The organism is Marinomonas sargassi (assembly GCF_025716875.1).
Lineage (GTDB): Bacteria > Pseudomonadota > Gammaproteobacteria > Pseudomonadales > Marinomonadaceae > Marinomonas > Marinomonas sargassi.
In genome coordinates this window covers 793,399-809,078 of record NZ_JAOVZB010000001.1, presented here as the reverse complement: position 1 = coordinate 809,078, position 15,680 = coordinate 793,399, and the positions used below count along the sequence as shown (strand labels likewise).

The window sequence follows — 15,680 nt, the reverse complement described above, 5'->3', positions numbered from 1 at the left end:
GAGTTTACGAGGAAAATAATGAAATTTTCAGTCGTCCGCGAGACACTTCTTAAGCCATTACAATTAGTGGCAGGCGTTGTAGAACGCAAACAAACTATGCCTGTATTAGCCAACGTATTAGTCGAAGTAAAAGACAATGTATTGACGTTAACTGGCTCAGATTTAGAGGTTGAGTTAATCGGCCATCTACCATTAGACGAATGTGAAGAAGGTCGAATTACCGTACCTGCTCGTAAGTTAATGGATATTTGTAAAAGCTTACCAGACAGCGCAGTAATCGAATTTGCGCTTGATGAACAAAAAGCTGTGATTCGTTCAGGTCGTTCTCGTTTTAGTTTATCTACCTTGCCTGCAGAAGAATTTCCAAATATTCAGGATATGCAAGGTGATTTAACGGTATCCATCGCACAAAATAGTGTTCGTCGATTAATTGATAGAACTGGCTTTGCCATGGCAAACCAAGATGTGCGCTACTACTTAAACGGTATGTTATTAGAAGTAGCGGATGGTCAGTTACGTGGTGTGGCGACTGATGGTCACCGTTTGGCTACCGCAGTAGAAGATGCTCAAGTATCAGGTGATTTAACGCAAGTTATCATGCCTCGTAAAGGTGTCCTAGAGTTAAACCGCTTGTTGGCAGACAGTGACGATTTAGTTGAGTTAGTGATTGGTGCCAATCATATTCGTGCGAAAGTAGCAGACTATGTGTTCACTTCTAAATTAGTAGATGGCAAGTTCCCTGATTACCACCGTGTTATTCCACGCAACAACGAAAAAATCATCATTGCTGATCGTCTAGAGCTGCGCCAAGTTTTCTTACGAGCTTCGATTCTGTCGAATGAAAAATACCGTGGCGTGCGTTTGATTCTTTCCAATGGCATGTTGCAGGTATTTGCTAACAACCCTGAGCAAGAAGAAGCTGAAGAATCTGTATTGGTACAGTATCAGGGTGAAAACATGGAAGTTGGCTTCAATGTTGGTTACCTATTAGATGTTCTAGGCGTGGTTGATTCCCAAGAGGTTCGCTTGTCTTTGAACGATTCCAACAGCAGTGCTTTGATAGAAGAAGCACAAAGCCATGCAGCACAATACGTTGTGATGCCAATGCGTCTATAACCTTTATCACACAAACAGTACCCGCTTAGCTCTGCTGGGCGGGTTTTTCTTTATATGAGTAAGGTTCCGCTGTTATGCCGCTAATGCGTTTGGACATATCCCATGTTCGCAACCTTTCTAGTGTGCGTTTTGAGCCCTCATTACAGGTTAACGTCATTATTGGCGAAAATGGCAGTGGTAAAACCTCCATATTAGAAGCGATTCATCTTTTATCCTTCGGTCGTTCCTTTCGTAGTCACAAACACAAAACCTATATTCAGCATGACAATGACCATTGTTTGGTCTTCGCCCAACTTGATCAAGAAAAGGGCTCACCTATCCCTGTGGGCTTACAACGTCATCGAGATGGTCAAGTGGATGTGAGAATCCAAGGACAAAGAGCTCAGTCAGCCACAGAGCTTGCAGAACGCCTTCCAGTACAGCTAATTAACCCCGATTCTTTTCGATTATTGGAAGGCTCTCCCAGTGTAAGAAGACAATTTGTTGACTGGGGAGCCTTTCATTTTGATAAAGGCTTTATTTCTGCTTGGAGAGGCTGGCAAAAAGCATTAAAACAGCGGAATACCTTGCTTAGACGTGGTAAAATATCCAACAGTTTATTGGCGGCATTTGATTCGGAATTGATCCGACTTGGTGAACAAGTAAATGCGTCCCGTAAAGCCTATGTTGAAAAGCTAACACCCTACTTTTTAAAGGTTTTATCTCAGCTCTCTGAGGACCTAAAAGTAGACTTACATTTTTTCCAAGGCTGGGATGCTCAAAAATCACTAGCCACTGTGGTCGACGCTGGACGTGATAGAGACATTGAACTCGGTTACACCAGTACTGGGCCACAAAGAGCCGATTTAAGAGTCAAGACAAATAATGGCGATGCGCAAGATAGCTTGTCTCGTGGGCAACTAAAGCTGGTGGTTTCTGCTTTAAAGATTGCCCAAGGGCAATTACTGATTGATATGGGTCGTCCTTTGGTTTTTTTGATTGACGATTTAGCCGCCGAATTAGACGCTAATCACCGACAAAAGCTTTGTCAGTTATTAGCATCATTAAATAGCCAAATTTTTATTACAAGTGTTGCTCCAGATACAACGGACTTGGTTTGGGGTGACACAACAGACGTTCGCCAGTTTTCAATAAGAGATGGCGAATTGTCTAAATTGAGCAATGGTTTGCAGGAGAGTTAAATGAGTGAAAATAATTACGATTCGTCCAGTATCAAAGTGCTCAAAGGGCTAGATGCCGTTCGTAAACGTCCAGGCATGTATATTGGTGATACGGATGATGGTACAGGTCTACACCACATGGTGTTTGAAGTCGTGGATAACTCCATTGATGAAGCTCTTGCTGGCCACTGTGACACAATAACTGTACTCATTCACCCAGATGAATCGATTTCTGTTTCTGATAATGGTCGTGGTATCCCAGTAGATATGCACGAAGAAGAAGGTGTTTCTGCTGCCGAAGTTATCATGACGGTATTACACGCCGGCGGTAAGTTTGATGACAACTCCTATAAAGTATCAGGTGGTCTTCATGGCGTAGGTGTTTCAGTGGTAAACGCACTATCTGAAAGCTTGACACTGACTATCCGTAAGAACGGCAAAATCTACGAACAAAACTACGTTCATGGTGTTCCTCAAGCCCCTCTTGCTATTGTTGGCGATACTGACGGTGCAGGTACTAGCGTTCACTTTAAACCTTCTGCCGATACCTTTAGTAACATCCTTTTTGTTTATGACATCCTAGCAAAACGTCTTCGTGAGTTGTCTTTCCTAAACTCAGGTGTTGCTATTCACCTTAAAGATGAGCGTTCTGGTAAAGAAGAGTTCTTTAACTACGAAGGTGGCTTACGCTCTTTCGTAGAGCATTTGAACACCAACAAAACGCCAATTAACGATATTTTCCACTTCATTTGTCAGCGTGATGATTTAGAAGATGGCATCGCCGTTGAAGTTGCATTGCAGTGGAATGAAGGCTTCCAAGAAAACATCTACTGTTACACCAATAACATCCCTCAGCGTGATGGTGGTACTCACTTAGCAGGTTTCCGTGGTGCGTTAACTCGTACGCTGAATAACTTCATCGAAAGTGAAGGCCTAGCTAAGAAGCAAAAAGTAGCAACAACAGGTGATGATAGCCGTGAAGGTTTGACTGCCATTGTTTCTGTGAAAGTGCCAGATCCTAAGTTCTCTTCTCAAACCAAAGACAAGCTGGTTTCTTCAGAAGTAAAAACGGCGGTTGAGCAAGAAATGGCGAAACGTTTTGCTGAATACCTTCTTGAGAAGCCAAACGAAGCGAAAATCATCGTTAATAAAATGATTGATGCGGCCCGTGCCCGTGAAGCAGCCCGTCGCGCTCGTGATATGACTCGCCGTAAAGGCGCATTGGACATTGCAGGCTTGCCGGGTAAATTGGCCGATTGTCAGGAAAAAGACCCTGCGCTTTCTGAAATCTACCTAGTGGAGGGTGATTCCGCTGGTGGTTCTGCGAAACAAGGTCGTGATCGCCGTACACAAGCGATCCTTCCGCTTAAAGGTAAGATTCTAAACGTTGAGAAGGCGCGTTTTGATAAAATGCTGTCTTCTGCAGAAGTAGGTACACTGATTACTGCATTAGGTTGTGGTATTGGCCGTGATGAATTCAATGTAGAGAAGCTTCGTTACCATAGCATCGTTATCATGACCGATGCCGATGTGGATGGATCTCACATTCGTACCTTGCTATTGACCTTCTTCTTCCGTCAAATGCCTGAAATTCTTGAACGTGGTCACATCTTTATTGCTCAACCACCACTATTTAAAATTAAGCGTGGCAAGCAAGAGCAGTATATTAAAGATGAAGCGGCGCTAGATCAGCACTTAATTGAAGTTGCTCTAGATGGTGCTCATATGCATGTGAATGAAGAAGCACCAGGTATTCAAGGTGAAGCCTTGGCTAAACTGGTTCGTGACTACATTCATATTGAAGAAGATATTGAGCGTTTGTCTCGTGTGTATCCAAAAGATGTAATGACGAAACTTCTGTACTGCAAGCCTCTTACTCAAGAAGACCTTGCATCTGAAAGTGTTGTCGCTGAATGGGTTGAAGAAATTCGTGCGCACATGCCACAAGATGCTCGTACTGGCTTCCGCTTCGACTTCTCAGTCGATAAAGACGAAGAGCGTAATATCTACCTTCCAGTAGTGGATATCATGTCTCACGGTGTTTCTAACCGTTATCGCTTTGAAGGAACCTTCTTCAACTCTCCTGAGTACAAGCGCATTGTTGATATGGCTGAAACGGTTGCTGAGCTATTTGGTGAAGAGTCGTACATTCAGCGTGGTGAGCGTCGTCAGCCGATCACAACCATCAGTGATATGAAAGCTTGGTTGATGAAAGAAGCGTCTCGCGGTATGACAATACAGCGATACAAAGGATTGGGAGAGATGAACCCTGAGCAACTATGGGAAACCACAATGGACCCAGATGCTCGTCGTATGCTTCGCGTTACTATTGATGATGCGGTTGCTGCGGATCAAATGTTCACAACCCTAATGGGTGACGAAGTAGAACCTCGCCGTAACTTCATCCAAGACAACGCCTTGAGCGTAGCCAACCTAGACGTTTAATTGTCTAAGTAAATTACTAAAAAGCCCCTATTCCTGAGGAATAGGGGCTTTTTTATGGGTACTAGTTCTAACTATCAAAAAAATATAGCGCGAATTAATTCCCTCTGATGTGCTTAATAGAGTTTATTTGTAGGTTCTCCCCTTCCAGTTCGTAAGCCTTACCAAAGCCCTTCACGAAGCGCCCTGATGTTGGTGTGAGCTGAAATAGTACAAAGTCACCTAACTGACTTAGCTGTGTCACTTGCTCTCCTAACTTCTCCGTCATAGCTTGGATAGCTTGATGCCATAATGGCTCATCTCTAGAAATCACATTCGATGTTATTTGGTAGCTTAAGCGCAATCTGGCAAAGACATTGGCGCAGTTGTCTTCATCTTCAATAAATAGCAGCGAGGCATGAGGTCGATCTATTAGGTTTTGAGTATGTGAAGCCAGCCCACTAATAAAAATATATAGGTGCTGGTCATAGGTAACAAAAGGGGCGTAGGAAGCAGAAGGTAAATTATCTTCCCCAAGAGTAGAAAGCATTAAGCTTTTTCGGCTTTGTATAAAGGCTTCAATTTCCTCTATTACCTTTTGCCCTAGTTTTGCATTAGCCATGAAAATCTCACTCACTTAGTTTGTCTTTAAGCTGCATTATATAGGTTTACCACCCTTAAAGAAGCAAGGTATTAGCTTCTTCCATGTTGTCGGTTCTTGAGTAATAGCAGCATGAAATAACTACCGCCTATGATAGCTACCATAGTACCTGCTGCTAGGTGATTCGGGTAAATCACTGTTTGCCCTAACCAATCTGCGGCTTGTAGTAAGCTTGCACCAATTAAAGCAGAGACAGAAACTTGTGAAATGACATTACGTGCTCCTAGCAGGCTGGCTAAATGAGGCGCAACAATACTGACAAAAGCAATAGGCCCAAGCAATGCCGTTACGGAGGCGCACAAAGCTGCAGCCAGTATCAGTAAGAATATAAAACTTGGTTTTATGGCTATACCTCTCGCTGCTGCGGTTACTCTGCCCATAGACATAAGTGTTAGCCAGCGATGCAAACTCAAGGTTAGTGCAACTAATACTGCGCTCACGGCAGTGAGTAGTAAGGCTTGGTCAGGCGTGACACGATAGGTTGAGCCCGCTAGCCAACGTAAAATGTCATATATATCCTCTGTACCTTTCATTAAAGAGAACTGAACAAGTGTTTCTATAAAAGCAGCTAAGGCAACGCCCGTTAGAATCATTGGTGTTGCTGAAAAGCGAAACTTTCGACCTAAGAAGAGCAATATACACAGAATGGTCGCACTACCTAAAAAGGCGACTAAAGGCCCCACCTCACCTAAGCGAATACCGAAGAAAGCACTGCAACCTACCATAGCCAAGACTGCGCCTGCAGATAAGCCAAGTAAATCTGGGCTGGCTAATGGGTTATGTATGAGTCTTTGCATGATGACCCCTGAGACTGCCATAGCAGCCCCCGCAGATAAGCTGGCGGTAATTCTGGGCCACTTTAGTTGCCAGCTAAATGAATTTGGCCAATGTAGTACATATTGATTGTTTTGGAAGTGAGAAAAAATACTAATGAATACAATCAAAACCAGCATGCCACCAATGATGCTAATAGAAGAGCGAGATAGGCTTCTCTTACCCACTATCATCTGAAAGCTACTATTGTTGTCTTGGTTGAGTTTTTGGCGAATCAGCCAAATAAGTAAAGGGGCTCCAATTAACGCAGTGCTTAACCCTGTAGGAACAATATCAAATGTGGCTAAGCTTATGAGTACAGATATATTGTCGGCCAGAATTAAGAGCGTGGCTCCAAGTAGGCTAGACCAGTAAAGTTCAGAGGTTGGTGTTCTCGCTCCAATTAGGCGAGCTAGATTGGGGGCGACAAGTCCAAGGAAGCCAATAACCCCAACCATGGTGATGGCTGCGGATAACATCCAGAGTCCGAATACTAGCAAGACTAAAAATAGTGCTTTTACATTTAAACCCCGCCCAGCTGCGCCATTTTGCCCGAGTTTTAGTAAGGCCAGTGGTTTTCCTGCATAGAGCAGTATGCCTATTGCGATTAAACAATGGGGCCATAGCCATTGCACTTTATCCCAGCCATTTTGGCTTAAGTCTCCTGCTCCCCAAATGAATAAGTTCTGGGCATATTGTTCGTTGAGTAAGATAAGCGCGGTGGTAATGGCACCAAACAGTAGATTTACCGCCATACCAGAAAGAACGATGGATAATCCAGAGAACTGTCTGATTCCGCATATGAGTAAGACTAAAGAGAGCGCGATTATTGAACCTAGCATAGCCGCGAACACTTGATAGTTAGCTTGCCCTTCTGGCCATACTATGGATAAAACGATTAAGCCTAACCAAGCGCCACTTGAAGTCCCTAGGGTGGTAGGAGACAGTAAAGGGTTCAAGGTTAGTTGCTGAATCACACTACCAATAAGGCCCAAACAAGATCCAACTAATAGAGCAATTACCAGTTTAGGGAGGCGTGAGTAAGCCCAGTCTACCTGCTCAAAGTCTTGCTCTACGTTACCTTGTATTATCTGCCATTGGGTAGTGATATCGAGGCTGGTATCTAATTGTAGAAAGATATAAATAAACAGGATCAGGGCGCTTATCGCCCCGAACTGTTTTTTCGTGCTAGAGGTGCTCATTGCTGATTAGCAACCTCAAGCAGTGAGTCTGTCATTGCTTCTGCTAAATATTGTAATGACATAGCGCCACCGTAAGTCCATGTAGACGCGACAGACGCGACCTTATTCTGTTGCACAAAAGGCATAGCTTTCCAAAGAGGGGAAGCGTTCAACTTTTCTTCTTCATAGAAGGGTTGGAAGTACAGCAGCACATTAGCGTCAACACTACGCAGAAACTTCAATTTCTTTTGGGTTACACCCCATTGTGTATTGGCTAAAGAAAGTGCATTTTCTATTCCCACTGCTTCTAAGGCATATTGAGGCATAGCATTATCGCCATATACATACGCGGATGTGGTGTTCGCAAAACGCATACTAGCGACTTTTGGAAGTCCATTTGGGAATGCTGTATCTAGCTTAGTTTTTAATTCTGCGAACACTTGTGTTCTCGTTGCGAGTTTTTGCTTAGCTTCTGCTTCCTTGTTTAGCAAAGTAGCAATACTCATAAAGGCTTTGTCGACCTGCTCCGCATTGTTATGCTCTGCTTGGTAGGAATGAAAAAAGACGACCGGTGCTATTTCTTCAAGCTTTGACTTTATGCTGTATAAGGCAGCACCAATGAGAATGACATCAGGCTTTAACTCGGCTAACTTCTCTAAATTAGGTTCTGCCCTGTCACCAATATCTTGTGTTGTTTGAGGTAATTCAGGACGTTGTACCCACTCTCTGTAGCCAGCAATATCAGCTGTCGCAATAGGAGATACACCAAGCTCGATTACATTCTCGGTTAGTTCCCAGTTGAGAGAAGCAACGCGCTTAGGTACCTCGGAAAAGACTTGCTCACCAAGACTGTCTTGAATCTTGATATCAGCAAAAGCCATACTAGAAAAACATAGTGTAAGAAGGCTTACGGCCTTTCTTACAGTAGATAAATTAGAAGTAAGTACTAACATACAATTGCTACCTTAGAGTCGTGTTTGGGGTGATTAATAAGAGTCATTGGAATGTCGTATAGCGTTTCTAGTGCGTCTATTTGCATTAATTCGTCAGCATTTCCTTGGAACAAAACCTGCCCCTGTTTCATCGCAAGAATATGGTCCGCGTAACGAGCGGCTAGGTTGATATCGTGCAGAATAATCACCATCCCTTGCCCTGTTTTTTGGTTTAAATCTTTTAATAAACTGAGCAGCTCATACTGGTGGGAAACATCCAATGCGGAGGTAGGTTCATCCAATAATAAGACGGGAGATTGTTGTGCAAGCAACATGGCAATCCAGGCTCGTTGTCGCTCACCACCAGATAAGTCTTCTATAAATTGATCTGAATAGCTTTCTAAAGATACTTGCTCGATAGAACGGTTAATAATTCGATTATCTTCAGCTTGCATCCTTCCCCAAGTGCCACGCCATGGGAACCGACCTAATTGCACAAGCTCCCTAACCGTCAGGCCTGATGACGCTGGTAAGTGCTGAGGTAGGAATGCAATTTCTTGTGCTAGCTTTCTTTGAGAGAAGTGATTGATATCTTGATTATTAAAGACAATAGAGCCGGTATCAGGAGATAACTGGCGAGCTAGGCATTGCATTAGTGTGGTTTTCCCCGAGCCATTGTGCCCGAGTATTACGCAGAGCTTGTTACTAGGCAGTGTTAGATGAGGGACATCTAAAATCTGCTTTTGATTTCTTTTAATGGCAAGGTTAGCGAGTTCAAACATGGTGTTCTCTGACTTTATGTTTCTTATGGATACGGGGACAGTTATTGCAAAACTCGCCATCATTACGTCTATAATGTAGGCAGCAAGTACGGCGATAAAAGATTAAACTATCTGTACCTTCAATTTTAATTTTTGATAGATCTGTATTTAAATTTAATGCGGTCGCCCACAAGATATATTCTGCTTTTATAGTTTCAATACTGGCAAAAGCCTGTCCTGCATTCACCATAGAACTAAGTAAAAGGTCCGCTAAGATAGCTCGATATTGAGATTTTTTGCCGCCTAGCAGTGTAATGTGGGTGCTTTCTAAAGCTTCAAATAAGATTAGAAGCTGCTGAGCTGCGTATTGGATAAGTAAGTTGTGTTCACCTGAGAACCATTCACCATCAGGTAATGCATATCCTGCAACATAATCATGCTGTTGAGCTTGGTGTAGAGCATGTAACTCTTTAGGGACTAACTTAATGTGATAGACACAAATCAGTGCTAAATAAATAGGTTGCCAGCAACTTAATTCCCAAGACCTAACACGCCAGTAAGGCATACCCGTTTCTGGGTATGCCTTACTGAGAGTGATATGCAAATTTTTTAAGAAAGGTGTGGCCGATGAAGGGGATAACAACATCGGACTACCTTCTAACTGAGGATCTAACTCGCACCCTTTTAAGGCGGCTAGAAACTCTTTGCTATCGTTAAAAAGGTGCTCTAAATGCCCTTTCATTTATCTTCAAACCACTTAGAACTCATAACGACCTTTCAACTCGAAATAGCGATCTGCACCAAACCAGCAGTTAGATGTGTCGTAACAGGTGTAATAGACTTCATCGAAGGCGTTAGATACAGCGAACTGTAAACTAACTCCTTGCCAATCGGCGGATAAGTAAGAGAGGTCATATCCAACGGAAAAGTCTACAAGGGTATACGACGGAACTGTATCTGAGTTCTGCGCATCAACTTGAGTTTTACCTACGTGACGCACACCTAAGTTAAATTTAGAGCCTATTAGCTTTCCTTTATTAGGTTGGTACGATAACCAAGTATTGATTAGTTTATCAGGCGTCCTAATTGGTGTATTACCAGTAATTGCATTTGTTGAATCTTCAGTAATTTCAACTTCTTGGAAAGTAATCGAAGTCGCCAAATTCAATTCAGGAGTGATTGATTTTTGAATATCGATTTCAATACCGCGAGAACGAGCTTCTTCGACCTGCCTCGTGACATAAGTGCTTGTAGTTGGCGTTAAGAAGTTATCTTTAATAATTTCATATGCCGTAATACCCGCATGAAAACCATTCGACGTGTACTTTAAGCCGGCTTCAATCTGATCAGAGATTGATGGTTTGTTAACATTACCGCCACTGTCTGATCCACTTAAAGCCTCGAAACTCTGAGAGTAACTCGCAAATGGTGATAGACCGTTTTCAAACTGGTAGAGTGCTGCAACTCGGCCTGAGAATTCACTAGCATCAACGGTATCTGTAGCGTCGCTACCATACTTTGTCCCGCTTTCTTCATAATCATATTGATCATAGCGTCCACCCGCTATAAGTACCCATTGATCTACTCTAATTTGATCTTGTAAATACAGACCTAACTGAGATCTTTTTATATTGAAGTCACTACTATAACCGGATGCGGCAAAGTCTAAATTACTGAGACTAAGCTGATAATAATCTGGATCATATAAATCTATAGTCGCAGCTACAGCATCTTCATATTTAATATCAGAGGTTAAATACTGATAATCAATGCCAGCGAGAATATTATGTTCAGCATTGCCTAGATCAAATAAGCCAGATAATTGGTTATCAATATTGAAGCCTGTTGAAGCCTCATCAGTAATGTAGGCTCTTCGGTTAAGCGTACTTTCGTCTGAATCTAGGCTCGTTGAGTAAACATTTTGTTGGTAGGCTTTAGCAAGCGTCACTCGAGCATTTTGGAGTAAACTCCAAGTGTTATTAATTGTATGGTCTAATTTATAGCCAAACAGTAATACTTCACGCTCATATGTTTCCCAGCCAGCATCGCCAGCATAAGCATCTGAATCTAATTGACCATTAATATTTTCATATACTGTTCCTTTAGAAGGTAAGGCCGAATACACCCCCATATCTGGATCATTTTGATAGTACATGTTGATGTTTAATTGAGTGTCTTCACTGATTTCGATATCAATAGATGGAGCGATCATAATTCGCTCTTCGCCAGCAGTTGTAGACTGAGCATCTTTTTGTCGAGCCAAGCCTAACACCCGATAATTTACCCCTTCGCTTATAGCGCCTGTACTATCAAAAGAAACCTCTGTTTTATTGTCGCTACCTAGAGCAATATCAATACTATTAGATGATTCATCTTGAGGTGATTTGCTTATCATATTGACCATACCGCCAGTTGCGGTTGCGCCATATAGCGTTGATGTTGGACCTTTAAATACTTCAATTTGTTCTATAGCAGTGCTATCTATTTGAGGTTGAATATTCCAACCATTAAAAGGTAGCTGTAAACCATCATAATAAGCGATGTTGTTACTAAAACCGCGAACATTGAAGAAGTCAAAGCGTGTAATTGCACCACCACGTAATTCACTGTGGACACCCGAAGAATAACGAAGTGCTTCAGACAAGCTTTCTACGCCTCTTTCCTCTAATTCTTCACTAGAGACGATTGTAATGGCCTGTGGTGTTTCTTCAATCTCCAATTGTGTTTTGGTTGCTGTGTTACGGTAAGCTTGACCTTTAATTTCAATTGTTTCTAATCTAACTATTTCATTTAAATCTGTATCTGTTTCTTCTGCATAGGAGAAAGGTGCGCTTGCCGCTGAGATCGCAACGGCTAACAAAGTAGGACGAAAGTGAATTGAACGTTTCATTAGTGCTCCAACAATACAATAAGGATGTTATTGATAATGAATCTCATTGTATTGATTGAAAAACGCTGAAACTTAACCTTTTGGTGCATCTTTACTCAAATAAGGTGAAAACTTGACGTATTCCTAGGCTCAATAGGCAGCCAATATTCCATATAGCTGTTTTTATTATGGGGGTCATAATTTGGTGTGTAGACTTCGAGCTCAAAGCCTGGGGTATTGCAGTAGCTTGACTCTGGTAGCCAATGAAAGAAAAACCATTCAACAGCAGATTCTAGTGCTCTCACCTCTCCATGTACGGGAATAACAGCGTACTCCTGCTCTGGAACTTCAAGGGTGCTTTCTGCCTGTTGAGAGTTTGTTGTGTAACCTGCCCAATATAATAACTCATCTGGATGCTTTTGATTCTCTCTAGTGTCAATGACGCCGATAGGATTTTGAGTTAATTCATTAAAGTGAGTTGGGTAGTTTTCTACAAAGCTTTGCCAAACCTTGGGTACCTGCTCTAAGAAGTTAGGTTCTTTTGAGAAAGGACCGCTTATCCAGTCACAGTGCCCCATAACCTTAAAGGCAGGACGGTTCTCTATGCGGATTTGAGTAAAAGCGGTAGGGCTCACCCATTTTCGTTTTGGCATACAATGTTTGAGTGGTGTTCTTAGCCCGACTCTCTTGCCTCGTTGGCGATATTGCTTTGGCGTACATTGAAACATTTGTTTAAAAGCGCGACTAAAACTAATCTCTGAATCAAAGCCGCACGCGATGGCAATTTCTAAGTGTTTGTTCTGACCCTTTAATAGCAACTCAGCTGCTTTGCTCAAACGCAGCTCTCGAATGTATTGTGCTGCAGTTAATCCTGTAGCAATGCCAAAAACCCGTTGGAACTGCCAGCGTGACCAGCAACTCTTTTCAGCTAAGTCCGTTACTTGTATAGGTTCATCAAGATGGGCATGAATGTAATTCAGTACATTCTCAATACGTGTGAGCGTGGTATTTTGCATAGGAATAATACTTTACAGCAAGGTATTTAATGATAATGATTCTCATCATTCTATCATGAGTCCAATAAATTGGGTATTAGGAATACTCACATTTGATGAAATTTTGTTCGATATTTTAAGGTTGAGTAAAAAGCTATTTGAGTTAATGTGGTATAAGGTAAGTGATCACTTACTTTATACCGCTACATTATGAATGGTTATGTAAGACTGATACGGCAAATGCTGATAGATCGGTATAGATAGAGAAGGGAAAATCGATTTCTTTGCTTTGAGTCGTACGACCTTTTCCTGTTAATACTAGGACAGGGGTGCAGCCTCTTGCTTGGCCTGCTTCTAAGTCCCGTAAAGAGTCCCCCACCATAATGGCTGGGTAAGTTTCAAAGTTTACTCCCAGTTGTCTTTCGATTGACTCTATCATTCCGCTTTTAGGTTTACGGCATTGGCAATTATCGTCTGGTCCATGGGGGCAATATTCGATACCTGATATGACACCCCCCTCTTTTTCAACTAGAGCAATCATTTTATCGTGCATCGCTTTGAGTGTGTCTTCGTTATAGTAACCACGGGCAATACCTGATTGGTTAGTTACCACAAAAATTTTAAATCCAGCTTTCGATAATGCTGCAATAGATTTAATGCTACCGGGAATCGGTTGCCATTCTTCAACTGATTTTACATAGGCAGCAGAGTCTTGATTGATCACGCCATCTCGATCGAGCAGAATAATGGGTTTGTTTTGTGACATAGGAAGGGCCCTTGTTTTATTAATGTTATGTTTTTCTTTCGCCAATATTGGCGAACAGCGAGCGGTGACATGCTTTACTTAAGTCATCGGGAGATATACCTATATCTAAGCCTCTCTGGCCACCGCTAACGTAAATTGTTGAGAAGTTAAGGGCAGTTTGATCAATGCAGGTGGTAAGGTCTTTCTTTTGACCTATGGGGCTAATACCACCAATGAGATAGCCTGTTAGACGTTCCGCCTCTTTAGGTTCCGCCATGCGTAATTTCTTCACTTCAAACACGCTTGCTGCACGCTTTAAATTAAGAGTGCCGGTAACCGGTACGATAGCCACAAAGAATTGTTTGTCATCACTTACTAACAGTGTCTTAAAGACGCTAGCTGGGTCTAAGTTCAGCTTTTCAGCGGCTTCCTCACCAAAGTGGGTACATTGCTTATCATGTTCATATTCACGGAGGCTAAAAGATAAGCCCTGTTTCCTTAATAGATTTATTGCTGGTGTCATAGATATACCTTGGCTGCTTTAACTACTTCTGCCAAAACATTGGGGTGAATAATACCAGTAGAGTAAATACTTCTAAACGGCCTAGTAACATGGAGAAACACAGCATCCATTTTGCAGCGTCTCCAATTCCCGCAAAGTTTGCCGCTACATCGCCAAGCCCCGGCCCCAAGTTGTTTAAGGTAGCAGCGACAGCAGACCAGGCTGTGACTTGATCTAACCCTGTTGCCATCAAACCTACCATAAGGATGATATAAATCATTAAATAGGCTGAGAAGAAGCCCCAAACAGCAGAAACAACTCGCTCTTGTATGGCTTTCCCGCCGACTTTAACTGGTATTACTGCGCTAGGGTGAATGAGTCGTTGAATCTCACGTAGACCTTGTTTAAGAATCAAGAGAATACGAATAACCTTCATACCACCACCCGTAGAGCTCGCACAACCACCAATGAAGGATGTCACTATCAATAAGAAAGGTAAAAAGTGAGGCCAGCTAGAGAAGTCGGCAGTGCCAAACCCTGATGTGGTCGCAATTGAAACGCTTTCAAATACTGCGTAGCGAATCGCTTTGTCCCATTCATAAGTTGAGGTCATGGCAAGCACAAGTGCGGTAAGTACAATGGTGCCAGAGAGAATGAATAAGAAGAATCGCGCTTCTGGATCCTTCAAGTAATGCCAAACACTTTTGTGTCGCCATGCATAGAAGTGAAGAGCAAAGTTAAATGCGCAAATGATCATGAAGAAAGTACAAATCATTTCAATAGCGACACTGTCGAAATAGCCAATACTGGCATCATGTGTTGAGAAGCCGCCAATGGCTACGGTCGAGAAACTATGACAAATCGCATCGAATAATGTCATGCCCGCAGCCCAATAGCCTAATGCACATACTGCTGTAAGGGTGGCGTATATGTACCAGAGTGCTTTCGCTGTTTCTGCGATTCTGGGTGTCAGCTTGCTGTCTTTTACTGGCCCTGGTGTTTCGGCTCTATAAAGCTGCATACCACCAATGCCTAACATTGGCATGATAGCAACGGCCAAGACGACGATACCCATACCACCTAACCAACTTAACAATTGACGGTAAAATAGAATGGATTTTGGTAGGTCATCGATGCTTGTGAGGATTGTTGCACCTGTGGTTGTTAAGCCTGAAATAGATTCAAACAATGCATCAGTAAAGGCCAACGCAGGCATTTCTGCTAAGAAGAAAGGCATAGATCCGAAGAAGCCTAGTACTGTCCAGAACAAAACAGTTACTAGAAATCCGTCACGTATTTTTAGTTCGCCACGCTCTCGCCTAACAGGCAACCACAGTAAAAAGCCGGCAACTAGGTTGATCCCAAATGAATAAATAAAGGCATTCAGTGCGCTGTCAGAATAGATAAGAGAAACAATAATAGGCGGGATGAGTGATACGCTGAACACCATAACCAACAAACCGATGACGCGTAAAATTACCTTAAAGTGCATGTTTTTGTCCTACAGTCTGACAGTTAGTTTGG

At 42.5% G+C, this 15,680-nt stretch carries 13 protein-coding genes; 3 read left to right on the top strand and 10 right to left on the bottom strand.

Annotated features, from left to right (window positions below):
- The first annotated feature begins 18 nt into the window (after nucleotides 1-18).
- The 3 genes from dnaN to gyrB all read left to right on the top strand — a co-directional run bounded on the left by dnaN (nucleotide 19) and on the right by gyrB (nucleotide 4,721).
- The gene (gene dnaN / locus OFY17_RS03900; RefSeq protein ID WP_263529392.1) at nucleotides 19-1,116 is read left to right on the top strand and encodes a DNA polymerase III subunit beta; all 1,098 of its coding nucleotides are present in this window, start codon (nucleotides 19-21) and stop codon (nucleotides 1,114-1,116) included.
- Nucleotides 1,117-1,190: 74 nt separating this feature from the next.
- Nucleotides 1,191-2,297, top strand: a complete 1,107-nt coding sequence (recF, locus tag OFY17_RS03895; RefSeq protein WP_263529391.1) for a DNA replication/repair protein RecF — start codon at nucleotides 1,191-1,193, stop codon at nucleotides 2,295-2,297.
- A complete protein-coding gene (gene gyrB, locus OFY17_RS03890) occupies nucleotides 2,298-4,721 on the top strand; it encodes a DNA topoisomerase (ATP-hydrolyzing) subunit B (RefSeq protein ID WP_263529390.1) in 2,424 nt (807 codons plus the stop codon).
- Nucleotides 4,722-4,815: 94 nt separating this feature from the next.
- Here the strand turns inward: gyrB and OFY17_RS03885 are convergent, their stop codons facing one another.
- The 10 genes from OFY17_RS03885 to OFY17_RS03840 form a co-directional block, all read right to left on the bottom strand.
- Nucleotides 4,816-5,319, bottom strand: a complete 504-nt coding sequence (locus tag OFY17_RS03885) for a HugZ family pyridoxamine 5'-phosphate oxidase (RefSeq protein ID WP_263529389.1) — start codon at nucleotides 5,317-5,319, stop codon at nucleotides 4,816-4,818.
- Nucleotides 5,320-5,390: 71 nt separating this feature from the next.
- Nucleotides 5,391-7,373, bottom strand: a complete 1,983-nt coding sequence (fhuB, locus tag OFY17_RS03880; protein ID WP_263529388.1) for a Fe(3+)-hydroxamate ABC transporter permease FhuB — start codon at nucleotides 7,371-7,373, stop codon at nucleotides 5,391-5,393.
- Nucleotides 7,370-8,305 carry an iron-siderophore ABC transporter substrate-binding protein gene (locus tag OFY17_RS03875; protein ID WP_263529387.1) on the bottom strand — a complete coding sequence of 312 codons (936 nt, stop codon included), beginning with the start codon at nucleotides 8,303-8,305 and terminating at the stop codon, nucleotides 7,370-7,372. Before OFY17_RS03875 ends, fhuB begins: the two co-directional genes overlap by 4 nt.
- A complete protein-coding gene (locus OFY17_RS03870) occupies nucleotides 8,299-9,066 on the bottom strand; it encodes an ABC transporter ATP-binding protein (protein WP_263529386.1) in 768 nt (255 codons plus the stop codon). The genes OFY17_RS03875 and OFY17_RS03870 overlap by 7 nt, the downstream gene beginning before the upstream one ends.
- Entirely contained in the window at nucleotides 9,059-9,787 is a 729-nt protein-coding gene (locus OFY17_RS03865; RefSeq protein ID WP_263529385.1) for a siderophore ferric iron reductase, read from the bottom strand. The genes OFY17_RS03870 and OFY17_RS03865 overlap by 8 nt, the downstream gene beginning before the upstream one ends.
- Before the next feature lie 15 nt (nucleotides 9,788-9,802).
- Nucleotides 9,803-11,935 (bottom strand): TonB-dependent siderophore receptor, encoded by a 2,133-nt coding sequence (locus tag OFY17_RS03860; RefSeq protein WP_263529384.1) that lies wholly within the window; start codon nucleotides 11,933-11,935, stop codon nucleotides 9,803-9,805.
- 95 nt (nucleotides 11,936-12,030) lie between these two features.
- Nucleotides 12,031-12,930 carry an AraC family transcriptional regulator gene (locus OFY17_RS03855; protein WP_263529383.1) on the bottom strand — a complete coding sequence of 300 codons (900 nt, stop codon included), beginning with the start codon at nucleotides 12,928-12,930 and terminating at the stop codon, nucleotides 12,031-12,033.
- Between the two features lie 187 nt (nucleotides 12,931-13,117).
- Entirely contained in the window at nucleotides 13,118-13,675 is a 558-nt protein-coding gene (gene gmhB / locus OFY17_RS03850; protein ID WP_263529382.1) for a D-glycero-beta-D-manno-heptose 1,7-bisphosphate 7-phosphatase, read from the bottom strand.
- A gap of 25 nt (nucleotides 13,676-13,700) precedes the next feature.
- On the bottom strand, nucleotides 13,701-14,177 hold the full coding sequence (gene ybaK / locus OFY17_RS03845; RefSeq protein ID WP_263529381.1) for a Cys-tRNA(Pro) deacylase: 477 nt from the start codon (nucleotides 14,175-14,177) through the stop codon (nucleotides 13,701-13,703).
- 22 nt (nucleotides 14,178-14,199) lie between these two features.
- Complete coding sequence (locus tag OFY17_RS03840; protein WP_263529380.1) at nucleotides 14,200-15,648, bottom strand: TrkH family potassium uptake protein; 1,449 nt, start codon at nucleotides 15,646-15,648, stop codon at nucleotides 14,200-14,202.
- Nucleotides 15,649-15,680: the final 32 nt, after the last annotated feature.